This window comes from Arthrobacter sp. ISL-69, assembly GCF_018613775.1.
In the GTDB taxonomy this organism is placed as follows: domain Bacteria; phylum Actinomycetota; class Actinomycetes; order Actinomycetales; family Micrococcaceae; genus Arthrobacter.
Genome location: NZ_JAGGPO010000030.1, coordinates 43,378 through 61,848 on the forward strand (window position 1 = coordinate 43,378; position 18,471 = coordinate 61,848).

The 18,471-nt window shown below is 68.1% G+C and carries 21 protein-coding genes and 1 pseudogene; 16 read left to right on the forward strand and 6 right to left on the reverse strand.

Annotated elements, in window-relative coordinates:
• The first annotated feature begins 113 nt into the window (after positions 1–113).
• Positions 114–1,007 carry a hypothetical protein gene (locus tag J7I79_RS19790; protein ID WP_251043052.1) on the forward strand — a complete coding sequence of 298 codons (894 nt, stop codon included), beginning with the start codon at positions 114–116 and terminating at the stop codon, positions 1,005–1,007.
• Positions 991–1,740 carry a LamB/YcsF family protein gene (locus J7I79_RS19795; RefSeq protein ID WP_214956197.1) on the forward strand — a complete coding sequence of 250 codons (750 nt, stop codon included), beginning with the start codon at positions 991–993 and terminating at the stop codon, positions 1,738–1,740. Before J7I79_RS19790 ends, J7I79_RS19795 begins: the two co-directional genes overlap by 17 nt.
• Here the strand turns inward: J7I79_RS19795 and J7I79_RS19800 are convergent.
• Entirely contained in the window at positions 1,737–3,077 is a 1,341-nt protein-coding gene (locus J7I79_RS19800) for a DUF445 domain-containing protein (protein WP_214956204.1), read from the reverse strand. The two genes, J7I79_RS19795 and J7I79_RS19800, sit on opposite strands and share 4 nt — an antisense overlap.
• 50 nt (positions 3,078–3,127) lie before the next feature.
• Between J7I79_RS19800 and J7I79_RS19805 the strand changes: the two genes are divergently transcribed.
• The 7 genes from J7I79_RS19805 (at position 3,128) to J7I79_RS19835 (ending at position 7,882) form a co-directional block, all read left to right on the forward strand.
• Positions 3,128–4,027: a glycerophosphodiester phosphodiesterase family protein gene (locus J7I79_RS19805; protein WP_214956206.1), complete on the forward strand. Its 900-nt coding sequence runs from the start codon at positions 3,128–3,130 to the stop codon at positions 4,025–4,027.
• 44 nt (positions 4,028–4,071) lie between these two features.
• Positions 4,072–4,551, forward strand: a complete 480-nt coding sequence (locus J7I79_RS19810; protein ID WP_214956208.1) for a hypothetical protein — start codon at positions 4,072–4,074, stop codon at positions 4,549–4,551.
• Complete coding sequence (locus tag J7I79_RS19815) at positions 4,548–5,330, forward strand: AzlC family ABC transporter permease (protein WP_214956210.1); 783 nt, start codon at positions 4,548–4,550, stop codon at positions 5,328–5,330. The genes J7I79_RS19810 and J7I79_RS19815 overlap by 4 nt, the downstream gene beginning before the upstream one ends.
• Complete coding sequence (locus tag J7I79_RS19820) at positions 5,327–5,638, forward strand: AzlD domain-containing protein (RefSeq protein ID WP_214956211.1); 312 nt, start codon at positions 5,327–5,329, stop codon at positions 5,636–5,638. Before J7I79_RS19815 ends, J7I79_RS19820 begins: the two co-directional genes overlap by 4 nt.
• A 119-nt stretch (positions 5,639–5,757) precedes the next feature.
• On the forward strand, positions 5,758–6,075 hold the full coding sequence (locus J7I79_RS19825) for a hypothetical protein (RefSeq protein ID WP_214956238.1): 318 nt from the start codon (positions 5,758–5,760) through the stop codon (positions 6,073–6,075).
• 141 nt (positions 6,076–6,216) lie between these two features.
• Positions 6,217–7,530: a GAF and ANTAR domain-containing protein gene (locus J7I79_RS19830; protein WP_214956213.1), complete on the forward strand. Its 1,314-nt coding sequence runs from the start codon at positions 6,217–6,219 to the stop codon at positions 7,528–7,530.
• Positions 7,531–7,543: 13 nt separating this feature from the next.
• Positions 7,544–7,882: a hypothetical protein gene (locus J7I79_RS19835; protein WP_104173783.1), complete on the forward strand. Its 339-nt coding sequence runs from the start codon at positions 7,544–7,546 to the stop codon at positions 7,880–7,882.
• Here the strand turns inward: J7I79_RS19835 and J7I79_RS19840 are convergent.
• Complete coding sequence (locus tag J7I79_RS19840) at positions 7,865–8,500, reverse strand: TetR/AcrR family transcriptional regulator (protein ID WP_214956214.1); 636 nt, start codon at positions 8,498–8,500, stop codon at positions 7,865–7,867. The genes J7I79_RS19835 and J7I79_RS19840 overlap by 18 nt on opposite strands.
• A 112-nt stretch (positions 8,501–8,612) precedes the next feature.
• Between J7I79_RS19840 and J7I79_RS19845 the strand changes: the two genes are divergently transcribed.
• The 7 genes from J7I79_RS19845 (at position 8,613) to J7I79_RS19875 (ending at position 14,790) form a co-directional block, all read left to right on the forward strand.
• Positions 8,613–8,966 carry a thiamine-binding protein gene (locus tag J7I79_RS19845; RefSeq protein ID WP_214956216.1) on the forward strand — a complete coding sequence of 118 codons (354 nt, stop codon included), beginning with the start codon at positions 8,613–8,615 and terminating at the stop codon, positions 8,964–8,966.
• 89 nt (positions 8,967–9,055) lie between these two features.
• Positions 9,056–9,733: an O-methyltransferase gene (locus tag J7I79_RS19850; protein ID WP_214956218.1), complete on the forward strand. Its 678-nt coding sequence runs from the start codon at positions 9,056–9,058 to the stop codon at positions 9,731–9,733.
• 123 nt (positions 9,734–9,856) lie between these two features.
• Positions 9,857–10,336 carry a Dps family protein gene (locus J7I79_RS19855; protein WP_214956220.1) on the forward strand — a complete coding sequence of 160 codons (480 nt, stop codon included), beginning with the start codon at positions 9,857–9,859 and terminating at the stop codon, positions 10,334–10,336.
• 142 nt (positions 10,337–10,478) lie between these two features.
• Complete coding sequence (locus J7I79_RS19860) at positions 10,479–11,537, forward strand: hypothetical protein (protein ID WP_214956222.1); 1,059 nt, start codon at positions 10,479–10,481, stop codon at positions 11,535–11,537.
• Positions 11,531–12,940: a bifunctional PIG-L family deacetylase/class I SAM-dependent methyltransferase gene (locus J7I79_RS19865; RefSeq protein ID WP_214956224.1), complete on the forward strand. Its 1,410-nt coding sequence runs from the start codon at positions 11,531–11,533 to the stop codon at positions 12,938–12,940. Before J7I79_RS19860 ends, J7I79_RS19865 begins: the two co-directional genes overlap by 7 nt.
• Positions 12,937–13,731, forward strand: a complete 795-nt coding sequence (locus J7I79_RS19870; RefSeq protein WP_214956226.1) for a glycosyltransferase — start codon at positions 12,937–12,939, stop codon at positions 13,729–13,731. The genes J7I79_RS19865 and J7I79_RS19870 overlap by 4 nt, the downstream gene beginning before the upstream one ends.
• A gap of 96 nt (positions 13,732–13,827) precedes the next feature.
• Positions 13,828–14,790, forward strand: coding sequence for a polysaccharide deacetylase family protein (locus J7I79_RS19875; RefSeq protein ID WP_214956228.1), 963 nt, complete (start codon positions 13,828–13,830; stop codon positions 14,788–14,790).
• A 32-nt stretch (positions 14,791–14,822) separates the two neighbouring features.
• Here the strand turns inward: J7I79_RS19875 and J7I79_RS19880 are convergent, their stop codons facing one another.
• From J7I79_RS19880 to J7I79_RS19895, 4 genes and pseudogenes are all read right to left on the reverse strand, one after another.
• Positions 14,823–15,824 (reverse strand): zinc-dependent alcohol dehydrogenase family protein, encoded by a 1,002-nt coding sequence (locus J7I79_RS19880; protein WP_214956230.1) that lies wholly within the window; start codon positions 15,822–15,824, stop codon positions 14,823–14,825.
• A 71-nt stretch (positions 15,825–15,895) separates the two neighbouring features.
• Complete coding sequence (locus tag J7I79_RS19885; RefSeq protein WP_214956232.1) at positions 15,896–16,750, reverse strand: universal stress protein; 855 nt, start codon at positions 16,748–16,750, stop codon at positions 15,896–15,898.
• Between the two features lie 88 nt (positions 16,751–16,838).
• Entirely contained in the window at positions 16,839–17,990 is a 1,152-nt protein-coding gene (locus J7I79_RS19890) for a YihY/virulence factor BrkB family protein (protein WP_214956234.1), read from the reverse strand.
• 74 nt (positions 17,991–18,064) lie between these two features.
• Positions 18,065–18,471, reverse strand: a pseudogene (locus J7I79_RS19895) (hypothetical protein); the annotation flags it as partial.

Consider the following 18,471-nt stretch of genomic DNA (forward strand, 5'->3'; position numbering starts at 1 on the left):
GCGTGGCCTAGTGTTAAGGGTGAGCGGCAGCCACGAGCTGTCCCCGCACGGAGTAACCACGGTTGCCATCCCTGATGGCACCGGCGGCTGTTCCCGTTCCAGGAAAGGTGACGATGGCCATGCGGAAGAACCCGGCAATGAAGATTGCACAAAAAACCGCCCACAAGGCGGTGTTCGACTCCCAAGGCAAGCCAAAGCCAGGACTGCACAGCATGCTGCTGCGGGCCGTTGAAGTCCAGCGCCCGCTGGTGCTGGCCAACCTCCGGCGGCTCCAGCGCAGGCACCCGCGAGCCACGGCCGCGCAACTGGCGGACAAGCTGGAACGCGACTACCTGTTCGCCGTGACCGGCGGCGGCGCCCTCGTGGGCGGCACGGCCGTCATTCCGGGCGTGGGCACGGTTGCTGCGTTGGGCCTTTCCGCGGCAGCCACCATCGGTTTCCTCGAAGCCACCGCACTGTACGCCACGTCCCTGGCCGAGTTGCACGGCATCCGCATGGTTGATCCCGAGAAGGCCAGCACGCTGGTCATGGCCATCATGCTGGGCGAGGAAGGGACTGCCCTCCTCGGAAGCCTCAGCGGCCAGGCCGCCGGCAGGGGCAAGGGCCCCACGGACGCCTGGGGTTCCGCGTTCGCCCGCAAGACGTCATTCCCCGGCTTCGGCTCGGTGCGGGACCGCATCCAGCGGGCATTCCTCCGCAGCCTGCTGCAGCGGCAGGGGACGGCGCTGCTGGGCCGGGCGCTGCCGTTCGGCGTCGGAGCCGTGGTGGGCGGCGTGGGCAACCGCGTGATGGGACGCGCCGTCGTCGCCAGCGCCAAGGAGGCCTTTGGCCCCATGCCGGACACGATTCCCGGCGAACTGACCCCCGGCAACCCGACGCAGGGCAACACGCCCGGCAGCAGTGCCGGCGTGCCGGCCGCAATTGACTCCGCCGCGGACCCCGCCGGCACAAACACCCCCGGTGGGGGCTCAACCTTGAAAGGCGGATTCCTTGGATCTGAACGCTGACCTGGGGGAGTCCTTCGGCTCCTGGACCATGGGGGACGACGCCGCCATGTTCCCGCTTATCACCAGCGCCAGTGTGGCCTGCGGCCTGCACGCCGGGGACCCCGTCACCATGCTGGACACCTGCCGGGCGGCCTTTGAACTGGACGTCCGCGTGGGTGCCCACGTCGGGTACCCGGATCTTGCAGGCTTTGGCCTCCGGTCCATTGACATGACCTTCGACGACCTCTTCGGGGCGGTGCTGTACCAGCTCGGCGCGCTCGACGGCGTGGCGCACGCCGTCGGGGCATCCGTGGACTTCGTGAAGGCCCACGGCGCCCTCTACGACCGCACGGTGTATGACGCCGAACAGGCCTCCGCCGTCATCGCCGCCATCCAGGCGTACGATCCCGGGCTGCCCATCCTGGGCCAGCAGGGGTCCGCGCTCCTGTCCTTCGCTGCGGAGGCCGGCCACCCCGTGTTCCACGAGGCCTTCGCGGACCGCGCCTACCTGCCGGACGGAACACTGGTGCCGCGTTCCGAGGACGGTGCGCTGCTGCAGGACGCCAGGGAGGTGGCCGAACGCGCGGTCCGGCTTGCCATCCATGGCGAAGTGGAGGCCGTGGACGGCTCCGTGATCAGGATCCAGCCCCACTCGCTGTGCCTGCAGGGCGGCACCCCCGGCTCCGTCGAGACGGCAACGGCCGTCCGGAAGGCGCTGGAAGCAGCCGGCGTGGAGCTGGAACCCTTCGCCTAGCCGAAAGCCAGGTGAGCCACCGCGAAAATCGCCAGGCCGGCCAGGGCGCCCACCACCGTGCCGTTGATTCGGATGAACTGCAGGTCCTTGCCCACCTGGAGCTCAATCTTCCGTGAGGTCTCCTCGGCATCCCAGCGGGCCACGGTCTCGGTGATGACGCCGGCGATGTCCGAGCGGTAGGTCTTCACGAGGTAGCCGGCGGCGTCGCCGATCCACGCGTTGACCTTGCCTGCCAGTTCGGGGTCCACTACGAGCCGGGTGCCGAAGTCATGCACGGCCGCCTTGAACTTGACGGTCAGTTCGCTGTGCGGATCGTCGACGGCGCCGAGCAGCGCAGCCTTGATGGTGCCCCACGTGCGGGATGCCAGCTCGCGCACCTCGGGGTCGCCCAGCACCTGGGCCTTGATGCCTTCTGCCCGGGCGATCATCACGGGGTCGTGCTGGAGGTCCTGTGCCAGTTCGGTCAGGTACGTGTCGATGGACTGCCGGACCTGGTGCTGCGGATCGGCCTGGACCGCCTTGGTGAATTTGAGGATCTCCACGTAGACCTTGTCTCCCACCAGCCCGTCCACGAACTGCGGGACCCACTGCGGGGACCGGTCCGAAACCAGCCTGCTGACGGTCTCGTGGTTGTCCCTGACCCAGTCGACCGTCCTGTCCACCAGAAGGTCCACCAGCGTGTGGTGGTGACCGTCGGCGAAGATCCGCTCGGCGAGCCTGCCCACCGGCGGCCCCCACGGCGGAGCGAGCAGGTGCTTGCGGACCATGCTCTCAATCACTGCCTGGACGTCGTCGTCGTTCAATACCTTGAACGCGCCGCGGATCACGGCGGCACCCTCCTTGGCCACGCGCTCGGGGCCGCCCGGACCGGACAGCCAGGCGCCCACCTTCCGGGCGATGTCCACGGAGGCGAGCTTTTCCTGGACCACCTGCTCGGACAGGAAGTTGGTCTCCACGAACTCGCCCAGCGACGCGCCGATCTGGTCCTTGCGGCGCGGGATGATGGCCGTGTGCGGGATCTTGATGCCCATGGGGTATTTGAACAGGGCCGTCACGGCGAACCAGTCCGCCAGGGCGCCCACCATGCCGCCCTCCGCGGCCGCCCGCACGTACTCCAGCCACGGGTACTGCTTCTGCAGGGCGAAGGCAAAGACGAAAATCACTGCCATCACGATCAGCAGTCCCAGCGCCAGCAGCTTCATCTTGCGCAGCGCAGCGGCTTTTTCGGCGTCACCGCCCAGCCCGGGATCGACGACGGCGGCACCGGTAGCGGGTCGGCCCGCATGCGCCGGGCGCGTTGCAGCGGGACGGGTGGTTTGTTCACTGTTCACCTGCATGTGCCCAGCCTAGCCCCGCATCCGTGGCTGGTCTCCGCTAACGTGTCACCATGACTACCGACGAGTCCGCTTCAACCCGGCCGCTGGTCTACGCCCACCGCGGTTCCAGTGCCGCCTTCGCGGAGCACACCCGGGCCGCTTACCTCCAGGCCATTGCGGAGGGTGCGGACGGGGTGGAATGCGACGTCCACCTCAGCCGGGACCAGCACGTTGTCCTGCTGCATGACGCGAACCTGGACCGCACCTCGGACGGCACCGGCCCCGTGGCCGACCGGACCCTCGATGAACTGCGGCTGCTGGATTTTTCCTCGTGGAAGGGCGCCCGGATTCCGCTCGAGTACGGCGGGAAGTTCGATCAGCTGCTGACGCTGCCGGATCTGCTGGACATCCTCCGGGCGGCGGGCCGGGAAATCGGGCTCGCCATTGAATTCAAGCATCCCAGCCCCTACCTGCTGGCGCTGGAGGACCGGGTGCTCGAGGTGCTGGCCTCCGAGGGCTGGGATCCGCAGACGTCCAAGGTGGACAACGTCAGTGTCTCCTTCATGAGCTTCAGCCCGGACTCCGTGAAGCACCTGCTCGCGACCGTTCCCGCCGAGTTCATCTGCCAGCTGGTGGACGACATCACCGTGGACGAAGTCCGCGAGGAACTGGGCCTGGGCCTCATCACAGGCGGGGCCGTAGCGAACGTCATGCGGGCGGCACAGGTGGAAGGCGAGCGGATCCTGAACGACTGCGAAGTCAGGCTGGCCGGACCGGGCATCGACTATGTCCGCCGGCACGCCCGCGCCGTCCGCCGATGGCTGGAATCCGGCCGCAGGTTCAGGGTGTGGACCGTGGACTCGGAACAGGACGTGCAGCTGTGCCAGGAGCTGGGGATCCACGAGATCACCACCAACCGGCCGGCACAGGTGCTGGCCCGGCTCTCGGAAAGCAGCCACCCCGTCAGCTGAACCAGCGGTTACCGAGGCATGCGCGGCTGTGGTTGCATGGATCCATGCCATTCACCTGGTCCGGCCGGGCCACCCAGACCCTCTCAGCGGCTGCCATGAGCGCACTCCTGCTGACGAGTGCCATGAAGCACTTCCGCGACCCCGCGTTCTTCCACCAGGTGGTTCCCGATTTCCTGTGCCGCGAGGACTCCGGCGACCGGCCCAACGGCCCGTTCGCCGTTATGACCCGCGATGAATGGGTGGCGCTCAGCGGCCTGCTTGAGGCGGGCGCCGCCGTCGGACTCCTGATTCCGGCCACCCGCAAAACCGCCGCGGGCGCCGTCACCGCGATGTTCACGGTGTTCCTTGCCGGACATGCCGATGCCCTGCGCCGCGCCTACGGTCCGGCCGGAACGCCCGGGCAGCGGAAGGTGCACACGGCGCGGTTCCCGCTGCAGGTACCGCTGATCCTCTGGGCCTGGAGCCTGCGGAAGCCGGCCCTGAGGTGGCCTGCCGCCGGACGTGTTGCCGGCCTGTGGCCATGAAGCTGCTGCAGTCCCCGGCCGTGCGCGTGGGGCTCTCCATCAGCATCGCCACCGGGCTGTACGGGGTATCCTTCGGGGCGCTCGGCGTCACGTCCGGGCTGGATTTCTGGCAGACCATGGCGCTGAGCCTGCTCCTCTTCAGCGGCGGTTCGCAGTTCGCGTTCATCGGCGTGGTGGCCGGCGGCGGGTCGGGGGCCGCTGCCATGGGCGCTGCCACGCTCCTGGGCATGCGCAACGGCATCTACGGCATGCAGCTCAACGGGCTGCTGCAGCCGCGCGGGTGGCGAAAGTTTGCCGCCGCCCATGTCACCATCGACGAATCAACCGCCACGAGCACCGGGCAGACCGATCCTGACGAGCAGAAGCGGGGATTCTGGACCGCGGGGATCGGCATCTTTGTGCTCTGGAACGTGTTCACTGCCGTCGGGGCGCTTGCGGGCAGCGCGTTGGGGGACCCCAAGCAGTGGGGGCTCGACGGCGCTGCGGTGGCTGCCTTCCTCGGCCTGCTGTGGCCGCGGCTCAAAGGCCGCGAGCCGGTGGCCATCGCTGTGGTGTGCGCGCTAGCCACCGTCCTCGCCGTACCGTTCGTGCCCGGCGGCGTTCCCATCCTGATCGCCGCGGTGGTGGCGGCCGCGATCGGCTGGTTCAGCCACGGCCGCAGCGACGAAGGCCTGGAGCCCGATGTGGACCCCTATGCCGAGCACCATCACCCGCACAACGATCCCCATCCGAGTCATCCCCGCCCCGGTGTTCCCCGTTCGGGAGATGACACACAATGAACCTTTGGATGTGGCTGCTGCTTGCCTGCCTCCTTGGCTACGCCTGGAAACTCCTGGGCTATGTGGTCCCGGCCAGCCTGCTCCGCAACCCGCGGATGTCCCGGATCGCGGGCACCATGACCATCGGCCTGCTGGCTTCGCTCACCATCGTGAACGCGGTGGCATCCGGCCAGGCGCTGGCCTTCGACGCCCGGATGGGCGCCCTGGCCGCGGCAGGAATCGCGTTGTGGCTCCGGGCTCCCTTCCTTGTGGTGGTCTTGGCCGGGGCGGGAGCGGCCGCCGGGCTGCGGCTGCTGGGCTGGAGCTGATCCGGGCATATGTGGCGGACCCGGAATCAACGCTGCGTTCCGCCGCGGCTGGAGCCGGCGAGGATGGCGACGGCCATTAGGCCCTAGTACCGTTGAACATGCTGTGGGAGTATTCGAACATGAGCGAAGAACAAGCGCCCGTAGTTCCTGCTGCCAACAAAGACCCTCAAACAAGGACATATGTGCCCTCGGCCGGGTCCGAGTCCACCCGTGAGATGCGCGAGATGTCCCGCCGCCGCAGGGACGCTGAGGAGAAGCTCCAGCAGCACCTGCAGGAAGCGGATCAGCTGCACGAGGCCCACGTGCAGGCCCATTTGAAGGAATCAGCCGCCAAGGATGAATCACGCAGTGAGGACTCCCGCGGCGAAGATACGGAAGCGGCGGCTTCTCCAGCCGGGGACGCCGCGCCGGAGCCCAGGGAGAAGCCGGCCGACTAGCGAGGGCCAGGCCGCACCGAAGGAATCAGTTCCAGTGACGTCATCGGCCCATGGGGAGGACCTGTTATCCAGTCCTGCCACGGCAAGGTGGTGCCCGGCCTGTGCCCCGACGACGGCGGCCAACCGACCAGGAGCGTGGTCATGAGGGGCGTCCGGCTAGGTCCGTACCTGGGCGAACACCTGCAGGACCTGGTCCTGGACAACACCGATGTGCCCGGCTTCCTTCACGAGCTGGCGGTGTTCTCGGCGCGCTTCATCGGGAAGGCCACCGGACTCCCTATGCTGTGCGCCGTTACGCTGTTGCGTGACAGGCGGTCCCTGACAGCCGCAGGCAGCGGCCCCGAGACGAGGCTTCTCGACGAAATCCAAAAGACCACCGGCCAAAGCCCGTCCCTGGCGGCCCTTGACTCTGGACAAACCGTGTCCGTTCCGGATACCAGGAGCGACACCCTCTGGCCGCGGTACAGCCGGGCCGTGACAAGGTCCCGCCGGCTTAGCATCCTGGCTGTTCCTTTGGTGCTGAACCCGGGATCCACGGCCGCGATGAGCTTCTTCGCGCCCGAATCGGGGGCCTTTGACGAGGAGGCAATCGTGATCTGCGAGGCGTTCGCCTTCCGGGCCGGTAAAGCCGTACGGCTCGCCGTCCGGATTGGAGCGTCCAGGGACCTCAACGAGGACCTCCTCGAGGCCATGAAGTCCCGCACAAACATCAATCTCGCCTCGGGCATTGCATCCATGGCGGTGAAGCTTCCGCTGGCAGATGAGCTGGCGGCCATTTTTGCCCGGGCGTCGGAGCTCCTGCTGACGGACGAGACAGTGTCCAGGGCCCTCGAACTGATTACCGCTGCCGCGGAAGTTGCCGTGCCGGGTGCCGCGGGAGCGGGCGTCACGCTGATCGACGCGGACGGACGCAAGCGCACGGCAAGTGCATCAAACCCGTTGGTCCAGCTTGCCGATGCGCGCCAGTACGAGCTTGGCCAGGGGCCGTGCATCCTGGCCTGGGCCAGCGGCGAACCGGTGCTGGTCAATGACGCCGTGAACGATCAGCGCTGGCCGGAGTGGGCCCGTGCTGCCGCCGAGCTGGGGCTGCGCTCCTCCGTTAGTGCGCCGCTGCTCGCCGGAGGATCCGCCCTCGGCGCGGTGAAACTCTATGCCCGCCGAGAGAACAGTTTCGACCACAACACCGTGCGCCTGCTGGAACTTTTCGCGGCCCAGGCAACCATTTTCCTGATCAATGTGCAGGCCCGGGAGAGCGCCCGGACCATCAGCGAGGACCTTCGTGATGCCCTCGCGCACCGCGAAATCATCGCCGTTGCCAAGGGAATCCTGATGGCCCGGCACGGCTTGGATGAGGACACGGCCATGCAGGACCTCCTGATGGAGTCACGGCGTGCGAGGAAGTCGCTGCGCGACGTCTCCGCCGAGCTGGTGTCCTCCACCCGGCACCCGCGGTGAGCGGGGGTGCGCTTTGGCCCTGGGCAAGGACGAGGATGAGCAGCGGCTTCGGTTCGAAGAGATGCTCCGGAATGCCGAGTTGGGGATTGAAGAACTGTGGCTGAGGTATTTCAGCATCGGCGGCATCGCAGGACAGTTTGAGGTTGAGGCGTACATCCACGGTGCCATCGCGCTGCCGTCCCTGCAGCGGGACATCCTGGCCCATGCCCTGAATGAGCGGCTGGACGAGATCAATGCACCCGACGGCAGGGCGCCTTACAGCCGGGGCTCAGAAGACGCCGGCCGGGTGTACGAAGACCGGCAGCACGAAGACACGGACCGGCCGGAGGATGAATCAGGGCAGGACGACTGAATCGAATGCCGTCCCAGGCAGCGGCGACTGGGGAGGCAAAGCCCGGCGCGGCCGTTCGGTGCGGATGGCATCCTCCACTAGCGCCACGGGACGCCGCCAGGCGTCCGACCCGGGTTCCATGGTGTCCACCACGCCGATCAGCATGGCCAGCAGGCGGATCACGTCGGTCATGGAGATGTCGGTGCGTAGGGTTCCCTGACCCTGGCCGCGGCCCAGCAGGACAGCCACGGACTCAAAGAGGCTGCCGGTGATTCCGGTCAGCAGACCGCGGCGGCCGGCCACGGCTCCGAGCAGGTTGGCATCCTCGCTGGCGGCCGCCATCAGCGCATCGATCACGCGGAAGAGTCCCGCGGCGGCGTCAGGTCCGGCCAGGGCGTCATCGATCACCGGGTCCACCATGAGGCGGAGCTGACGGTTGAGCGCGGCGAGTACCAGCTGCTCCTTGTCCGCGAAGTTCCGGAAGAGGGTGGCGGGCCCAACGCCGGCTGTGACGGCGATGGTCTGCAGCGGTACTTCCGGGCCGTACTCACGGAAGCACTTGCGGGCGGACGTAATAATCTTGTCCACGTTGCGCGCAGCATCCGCACGGAGGGGCTTGCGTTCCACTGCGAGGTTCATTTTTCAAGGTTAGCAACGCTGCGGCTGAGCGCCCGGGTTACTGATTGGTAGCGGCGAATGTACTCGTATGTGACGTATGTATCGACCAATTCCGCTGTGGCAGACTGGGTCCATGTTGCTCGCATTCTCAGTTGCGCCGTCCGGTCAGCCCGCCCACCCGGCTGGGGGTTCGGCCGCCCCGGCCAGCGGTGCGTCCGCTGACGCTTCCGTTCACGACGCCGTCGCTGCCGCCGTCAAAATCGTCCGGGACTCCGGACTGCCCAACCACACGGATTCCATGTTCACCACCATCGAGGGTGAGTGGGACGAGGTGTTCGCCGTCGTCAAACAGGCAACTGAAGCCGTGGGCCGCTTCGGCAGCCGCGTCTCGCTGGTCATCAAGGCCGACATCCGCCCGGGGTATTCCGGTGAACTCACCGGCAAAGTGGAGCGGCTGGAAAACGCCATCACCAACGTCCCAGGCTAGTACAGCCAGTTACTGCTCCCGCGCTGCCGGGCGAGGGGATTTCCCGTGAGGCTTCCCACGGAGGAGCGGCAACTGCCAGACTGGGCCCCATGATTGAGCACAAGCCAGAACCCCAGTGGGTGGCCGTCGAAGAGTTCCTGTCCGACGTCGTGGTCCGCCCCGGCAGCCCGCTCAAGCGGGCGGTAGCGTCCGCTCTCGAGGCCGGGATGCCGCCCATCGAAGTGGCGCCCAACGCCGGGAAGCTGCTCAAGCTGCTCGTGCAGCTGTCAGGCGCCCGGCGGGTCCTGGAGATCGGCACGCTGGCCGGCTTCAGCACCATCTGGATGGCGCAGGGACTGCCCGACGACGGCGAGCTGGTCACGTGCGAATACCTCCCCAAACATGCCCTGGTGGCACGCGCGAACGTTGACGCTGCGGGCGTCGGGCACAAAGTGGACATCCGCGTGGGAGCCGCGCTGGACACGCTCCCACAGCTTCTGGATGACGGCCGCGGACCCTTCGATTTTGTGTTCATTGATGCGGACAAGGAAAACAACCCGCAGTACCTCGACTGGGCCGTGAGGCTGGGACGGCCGGGCACCGCCATCGTGATGGACAACGTGGTGTGGGAGGGCGCGCTGCTCGATCCGTCCATGGACGAGATCAACGCGCCGGGAATCATCAGCGCCCTGGAAATGATGGGGGAGGATCCGCGCCTTGACGGGACGGTCATGCAGACCGTGGGGTCAAAGGGCTGGGACGGCTTCGCGCTGGCCATGGTGCGCTGAAGTCACGGAGGGGCGCCGGCAGTTTCCGCCCCGGGAGAAGCGGACTCCTCCAGATGGTAAGTATGCTTAGAATAAGCTAATGCCGGACGGACCCGTCCCGCTTCGCCTGCAGTGGAGGAAGAAATGAAGGCTTCACCGACCCTTGCCACCAATCTCCAGATGGTCCTTACGGACCTGATCGAACTTCACGTCCAGGGCAAACAGGCGCACTGGAACATCGTGGGAACCAACTTCCGCGACCTCCACCTCCAGCTCGACGAAATCGTCACCAGCGTCCGCCTGTTTGCGGACGAGACGGCCGAGCGGATGCGCGCCCTGCACGCACTACCCGACGGCCGCAGCACCACGGTGTCCTCGGACACCCGGCTCGAACAGTTCCCCGGGGGACTCACGTCCACCAAGGACGCCGTCAAGCTGATTACGGCACGGCTGGAGCGCACCGTGAAGACCATGCGCGACGTCCACGACGAGGTCGACGAGGAAGATCCCACCAGCGCCGACCTCCTTCACGCCGGTATTGCCCGCCTGGAGCAGTTGGCCTGGATGGTGAACGCCGAAACCATGACTCCGGCGGTTTCAGTCACGGCTCCGGACGAAGACTGAAACCGCAACGGCAAGCGGGATGGAATCCGACAGGCATGATTCCGGCAGGCCTGGCCGGGACGGCGGCCTAACGGGCCGGAGCGAAATTCCGGCGGGACGGCAGGCTGTGCGGATCAGTTCCACGCCGGACCAACTCGGCGCCATGGCACCGTTGCTTGGTTCAGTGCGCGAAGCCGTAGGGGATGTCCCAGCGCTGCTGGCCCTGGCGCGGGACCTCGGGCGGACAGCGCCCCGGCCGGGCGAGGGCAGCACCGCCCGGCTGTGGGAACTGCTGGCATCGGTGACCGCCGTGGACGTGGCGGCAGGCCGGGTGCTCGAACCGCACCTTGACGCCGTGGCCATTCTGTCCCAGGCCAGTGCCCTGGTACCTGACGCTGCGGACGCAGCCTGGGGTGTGTTTGCCGCCGAGGGCCCCGGGATGCGGCTCGAGGCAGTGGTGGACGGCGCCGGGGCGTACTTCCTGAACGGTTCCAAGCCGTGGTGCTCGCTCGCTGCCCAACTGGATGGCGCCGTCGTGACCGCGCATGTTGCCCGCGGAGGCGGCGGTAGCGCGGGACCCACGGCGGGAACAACACCGGGAACGGAGTCAGGCGGCAGGGCTGCCTTCGCCGTCAGCCTGAACGCCCCGGGGGTTTCCTGCGATACCCCGCAGTGGACCAGCCGGGGCCTGCGCGAAATCCCCAGCGGCACGGTGCACTTTGACGGGGTCAGCGCCATTCCGGTAGGCGGAACGGGGTGGTACTTCCAGCGTCCCGGTTTCACCTGGGGTGGCATGGGCGTTGCGGCCTGCTGGTTCGGCGGGGCCGTGGCCGTGGCACGTGACTTCAGCTCCGCGCTGGCGGCCGCCGCGGACAAGGGGCGGGAACCGGACCAGATCGCGCTGGCCCATCTGGGCGAAACTGACAGGATCATCACGTCCCTTTCCGGCTACCTCGCGCGGACGGCTGAGCGGATCGACTCCGGCGGATTGTCCGGCTCCGGCGCGTGGAGCGAAGCCCTGCGCGTCCGCGGGACAGTTTCCGCCGCCGTCGAACGCGTCCAGGCCCTGGTGGCGCAGAATCTGGGGCCGGGCCCCCTGGCCTTCAACGAAGCGTACGGAAAACGCATGGCCGACCTGTCGCTCTACATCCGCCAGCACCACGCGATGCGGGACGACGCCCAGCTGGGCGCCTTGACACTGAAAGGGGACCGGTCATGGTGACCTTCTCGCACGCGGATGCCGGCACGGCCGAGTCTGAGTGGGAGGCCAGCGGGCTGGCCGTCCTCCCGGAGCTTCCCCTCGATGCGGGCGAACTCGCGGCCATGACCTTCATTGTGCTGGCGGCGCATCCGGACGATGAAACCCTGGGCGCCGGCGGATTCCTGTCCCGGCTGCACGCTGCGGGTGCGGCAGTGGACGTCCTGCTGTGTACTGCGGGGGAGGCGTCGCACCCGGAGTCTCGGACGACGACGCCGGAACAGCTTGCCGCCGTCAGGCTCGGTGAGTTCGGGGCGGCCGTGTCCGAATTGGTACCGCCTGCTTCCTGGCGGTTCCTGCACCTCGCGGACGGGCAACTTGCCGCCGACCGTCACCGGATCGCCGCGGCCGTGCGGGAGGCGATTGCAGCTTCAGGGCGCCCGGCGAATCAGGTGGCCATCGTGGCGCCCTACCGCGCCGACGGCCACGCGGACCACGACGCCCTGGGTTCGGTGGCCGCGGACGTGGCGGCGGAAGATGGCCACGGACTGCTGGAATACCCCGTCTGGTACTGGCTGTGGGCGTCCCCTGCGGACAAGGCCTGGCAGTCATGGGTCCGGGTCCCGCTGACGCCGGACGAGCAGCGGGCCAAGGCAGCTGCCATGCGCGCCCACGCCTCCCAGACACAACCGCTGTCCCGGCAGCCCGGCGACGAGGCGCTCCTTTCCGGGGCTTTCCTGGAACACTTTTCCCGGCCCTGGGAAACGTTCGCCTGGCACGGACCCGCGGGCGGAACCAACAGCGCCGGTGACGCCGAACGGATCTTTGACGCCGTGCATGGCGCGAGCGCCGATCCGTGGAGCTACACCAGCAGCTGGTATGAACGGCGCAAACGGGCGCTCACCCTCGCCATCCTGCCCGAGGCCGAATACGGTGCCGGGCTGGAAATCGGCTGTTCCATCGGGACGCTCAGCGTGGAGCTCGCTGCCCGCTGCAGGGAGTTCGTGGCGGTTGACGCGAGCAGCGCTGCCCTGGTCCGGGCCGCGGAACGGCTGTCCGGCCATGCGTCCGCGCAGACCCTCCACCTCACCGTTCCGCAGCAGTGGCCCGTGGGCACGTTCGACCTGGTGGCAGTATCGGAGGTTGGCTATTACCTGGCGCCCGGCGAACTGGCCGAACTGTTCACCCGGGTGGAAGCCTCGACGAACCCCGGAGGAACGCTGGTCCTCTGCCACTGGCGGCACCCGGTCGCAGGCTGGGAGCTCGATGGCGACGCGGTCCACGCCATGGCACGCCGGCAGCTCCGCTGGCCCACCAAGGGCTTTTACTGCGAGAAGGACTTCGTCCTGGAAACGTTCGTGGCCCCGGAGAAGGGCCCGGCCGTGGCCGGAGATCCCGGCCACCGCTCAGGAAGACCGCTGGGATGACCGGGCCCGTGCAGGACTACCCGCAGGCATCACCACGGCCACCTGTCGGGCAGGGCATCAGCCGGGTGGCGGTGGTGATGCCGGCCCACAACGAGGACCAGCACATCGGCCGGGCCCTGGCCTCGCTGCGGGCCGCCGCCGACGCGTTGCAGCGGGAACATTCCGGCGTGCAGGTCACCGTCACTGTGGTGCTGGACAGCTGCACGGACCGTTCCGCGGAGATCACTGCAGCGTACGTCCTTTCCGACGCGCGCTTTGCGGCCGTTGACGTCCGGCTGCGCAGCACCGGGGCGAGCCGCGCGGCGGGGGCCAAGGCCGCGCTGGCCCCCGCAGATCCCGAGGCAAGCCGCATCTGGCTGGCCAATACCGACGCCGATTCCGCGGTGCCGGAGAACTGGCTGCTGCGCCAGGTGGAACTGGCCGATGCCGGGGCAGACGCCATTCTGGGATCCGTGGAACCCGATCCTGTCGGCATGGATCCGGTGCTTCTTCGCCGCTGGCTGGAGCGGCACCCCTTCCTGGAGGACCACCCGCACATCTACGGCGCCAACTTCGGCGTCCGGGCGTCCTGCTACCTCGCCGCCGGCGGATTTCCCAGGCTGCACGTCCACGAGGACCGTGCCCTGGTGGAAAGGCTGCGCCGGCCCGCCTTCAACGTGGTGGCAACCGACACGATCCGGGTTCTGACGTCCGGGCGCACGCATGCCCGCGCACCGCAGGGGTTCGCCGCCTACCTCCGGGCACTCGGAAGGGAACTTCCCGCCGCAGCCGGGCTCCGGCCGCCCGCCTAGCGCCGGTGGTCCGGAACAATGAACAATCTCGCGGACCAACTTCGAGTGGGCCTTTAAGCCCTAGCTGCAGCCGGGCCGCTGCTGTCATGGTTGATCATGGCACGGGAGCCGTCCGTTGATCAGCGCAAGCGCCGCCGGCTCGCAGCGGTGGTACTCGCGGTGACCGCCGCCGTCGCCGCGGTGGTCCTTGCCGTGATCCTGGCCGGGGGTCCGCAAGAGGGCGCCCCGCTATCCGGGCCGACTCCGTCCGACACGTCGCCCTCCGCCACCCTGCCCTCCGCCACCCTGTCCTCCGCCACCCTGTCCGGTGAGTCGCCGTCGCCTGCGCCGACGTCCGCCCCGGTTCCCGTGGCACCGGGCCCCACGCCGCCGCCGGCTACGTTGCCGGCGCCGCAGCCCCCTCCGCCGGCCGCCCCGTTCCCTGCCGGCCTGGCCGGCACTGACGTGGAAGTGGTTCCCGGTGCCGGCCGGTCGGTTGCGCTGACGTTCGACGCCGGCGGCAACGCTGCGGGCCTTCCCGCCATCCTGGACACACTGGCCGGCGCAGGGATCCGCGGGACGTTCTTCCTGACGGGGTCATGGGCCACGGCGAACCCTGCCGGGGTGGCTGCTATCGTGGCGGGCGGCCATCGGGTGGGCAACCACTCCCAGACCCACCCGAGCTTCACCGGCCTGTCCGATTCCGGGATCGGGGACCAGCTCCTCGGGGCAGAGCAGGCAATCCAGGCCGCGGGGGCGGATCCCCGGCCGCTTTTCCGGTTCCCGTTCGGTGCCCGCGACGCCCGCACCATCGCCGCCGTAAACAATCTGGGCTATGTTCCGGTGCGCTGGTCCGTGGACACGCTCGGCTGGAAAGGAACCAGCGGGGGCGTCACAGCTCAGCAGGCGGCTGACCGGGCGCTCTCCGCCCTGCAACCCGGTGAAATCGTCCTGATGCACATCGGGTCCAACCCGGATGACGGCTCAACCCTAGACGCGGACGCCCTCCCGCAAATGATCGACCGGATGCGCCAGGCTGGCTACGGCTTCATCACCCTGGACGGCTTGCTAGCGGGATAGCCGGCCGCTGTCCGCGTGACACCTGCAGGCCCTCAGGAAACGTGCAAAACCGCGGCCCCGGTGATGCGGTCCTCCGCGAGGTCCTGGAGGGCCTGGCCTGCCGCCTCCATCCGGTAGGGCACGGTGGTGGGGCGGAGCGGAATTTCCGCTGCGACACGGAGGAACTCTTCGCCGTCGGTCCTGGTATTTGCGCTGACGCTGCGCAGCTGGCGTTCCTGGAACAGCTCGGACCCGTAGTGCAGCGGCGGAATGTCGCTCAGGTGGATTCCTGCGACGGCCAGCGTGCCCCCGCGGTCCAGGGCGCGGAGCGCCTGCGGCACCAGCCAGCCTCCCGGCGCGAACAGGATGGCCGAGTCGAGCGGCACGGGTGGTTCGTCGTCGGTGTCTCCGGCGAAAACTGCCCCGAGCTCCAGGGCCAGGCGGCGGGCTTCCTTCGACCGGGTCATGACGTACACACTGGCTCCGCGGTGGATGGCCACCTGGGCGGCCAGGTGCGCCGAGCCGCCGAAGCCGTAGATGCCGAGGCGGCCGCCGTCCGGAACCTCGGCCCGGTTCAACGCCCGGTAGCCGATGATGCCCGCGCAGAGCAGCGGCGCGGCCTGCTCGTCCGAAAAAGCTTCCGGTATCCGGTAGGCGTAGTCCTCATTGACCGTCACACGGTCCGCGTAGCCGCCGTCCCGGTCCCACCCTGTGAAAATGGGGGACAGGCAGAGGTTCTCCTCCGAGCGTTGGCAGAAGCGGCAGCGGCCGCAGGTGCCGCCCAGCCAGGCCACCCCCACGCGTTCCCCGATCCGGAACCTCGCGGCGCCGTCGCCGAGCGCCGCCACTTCCCCCACTACCTCATGGCCGGGAATAATCCCCGGCAGGCGGGGCGGGAGGTCGCCTTCGGCCAGGTGGAGGTCCGTGCGGCACACTCCGCACACGTGCACGGAAAGCAAGACCTCGCCTGGCCCGGGGCTGGGATCGGGGCGTTCGCCGAACACCAAAGGATGCCCGGCCACGGGACCCGGTTTGCCAACCCACCACGCACGCACTGCACACTTCCTGTTCTGCTTCCCTGGCTGTCTGGTGGCCCGGGAAGCAAGCCGTTATCCCTGAACGCGCGTCACCGCGTGATCAGCACATTGCAAAGTGCCCGCTCCAACGCTGACGACACCGTGCTCCCCGGGTGGCCCTCCCGGTGATGCGCTCCCAGCACCAGGGCTTCAGCCTGGGCGGCGGCGGCCAGGAGTTCCTTTGAGACCGGGTGCCTCTCCAACAAGATGCCCTCCACCGGTACGTCGGGAGCGAGTCCCCGGGCCTGTTCCACTGCCTGGTCCAGCAGCTCCTTGCCGTGCAGCGGTGCGTGGCGCCCGTGCGCTGCGTGGCCGTGCTCCCCGGCCACATGGATCAGCTGCAGTGGTACGTTCAACACCGCTGCCATGCGGGCCGCCTCCGCCACCACGGCCTGGTTCCGGGGTTTTTCGTCGATTCCGGCAGCTATCGGCTGGCCGGGACGGCCAGGGTAGCGGACCACCATCAGCGGGCAAGGCGCGTGGACGGCCAGGTCCAGGCAGACCGAACCGACGAGCTGGCCCAGTAGCCTGCCCATGCCGCGGTGGCCGATGGCGAGGACGCTCGCTCCTTCTGCTGCCGGCCGGAGAACCTGGCTGGGAAGACCCGGCTCGATGACGCCGTCGATGTCCAGCTCGGCGCCGAGTTCGGCCGAAACCGACCGGGCAAGGTCCAGGCCTTCCGCCAAGGTGGCCTCGGCAGCATGGCGCAGGCCACTGCCCGAAATCCCTCTGACGGGGCCCAGATTCTTGGTGAAGACAGGCCACACCCACGCGTGGATGACTTTCACTTTCCGGTTCGTGGCGGCGGCATACCCGGTGGCCCAGCGGACTGCAAGCTCGGACGGCTCGGACCCGTCGTAGCCCACCGCGATGGGGCCGTCCGGATTTCCTGCTGTAGCCGGCATGGAACCTCCCCTCCTAGGCGGTGCCGGGGCAATGTCCACTCAGTAGAGACCGGGCCGGCAGTTTGCGCTAGGGGCTTTGGTCCCGGCTTCAGCCCCTTCGGTCCGGTTTCCGGTGGTCCTGTTCCCGGTCTTCCTGGTCCCCGCGCTCGCGGTCGTGGCGTTCGCGCAGGTCGCGGCCCCGCCGGATGTCCTCTTCCTCCCGGACCTGCAATTTGTCGCTCTGCTTGGTGTCGCGCGGCGGCAGCTGGATGGTCTCCTCGGCCTCGATGCCGGCCTGGAGTTGGCGGCCGCGCTCCATCTCGGCGTCGAACTCGGCGCCGAAGAGCAGGGACATGTTCAGGATCCAGAGCCACAGCAGCATCACGATGACGCCGCCGATCGCGCCGTAGGTCTTGTTGTAGCTACCGAAATTGGCCACGTAGAAACCGAAGCCCAGGGAAGCGAGCACGAAGATCATCAGGGCTATGAACGAGCCAAGGCTCATCCAACGGAATTTGGGCTGCTTCACGTTGGGTGTGGCGTAGTAAAGGATGGCGATGACCGCGATGACCAGCAGCACCACCACCGGCCATTTGAGGATGTTCCAGGTAGTCAGGAAGACCCCGCCCAGGCCGATCGCGTTTCCGACTGCCTCGGCGACGGGGCCGCTGAGCACCAGCATGGCCGCCGTAAGCGCCACAATGATCACGGTGGTGAGGGTGACTGCCAGCATGGCGCCCCGGAGCTTGATGAAGGGGCGGCCTTCGTCCACTTCGTAAATGCGGTTCATCGCCCGGCCGAATGCTCCGACGTAGCCGGAGGCGGACCAGAGTGCGGTCAGAATGCCGAGAATCAGGGTGAAGCCGGCGGTGGATGAACTGGCCAGCTCCTGGATGGGCTGCTTGATGACGTCCAGCGCGGCACCGGGAGCAATGCCCTGGACGATCTCCAGCATTGCCGCGGTGGTCTTCTCCGCCTGGCCGAAGATGCCGAGCAGCGAAACAAGGGCAAGGAGCGCCGGGAACATGGACAGGACACCGTAATAGGTCAGGGCGGCGGCCAGGTCTCCGCACTGGTCCTTGGTGAATTCCCGGAGAGTTTTCTTGGCGATGTACTTCCAGGAGGGCCTGGAGACGTCGGTGGGGCTGTCCGGTTTGCGGGAATCGTCCGCGGCCGGTGCCGTCCGTGCCTTTGCCGTGCTGCTTTCATCGGTTTCAGCGTCGGCGTTGGCGTTCGCTGCGTTGGCGGGGTTCTTAGCCATGGGAAATTCCTCACATCTACCGGTCAGGCCTGCCCCGCTGAACGGCGGGGCAGGCCTGACGCGTATCGGTGTAGTTACGCCTGCTGGACGTTGTCCTTGGCATCCGCGGCGCGGTACTTCACGTCGTCGACGGCGGTCTGGCCTTCGGCCTTGACGTGGTCGGTGGCTTCCGCGGCTGTGGCCTTGACGTTTTCCATGGCTTCCTGCGCGGGTGCCTTCAGGCCGTCGGCGATGTCCTTGGCGGCTTCGGTCAGCTCAGTGGTGAGCGGCTCGGCCTTTACTTTGAGCGCCTCGGCGGCTTCGCGTTCCTTCTCACTCGCGGGGATCAGTGACGACAACAACATGCCGGCGCCGAACGCGATCAGCCCGGCGGCCAGCGGGTTGCCCTGGGTCTTGGCCTTGACTTGGTGCGGGGCGTCGCCGATCGCCGCGCCGGCGTCGGAGAGGTGCGCGCCGGCACCTGTGTTTGCTCCGGCGGGGC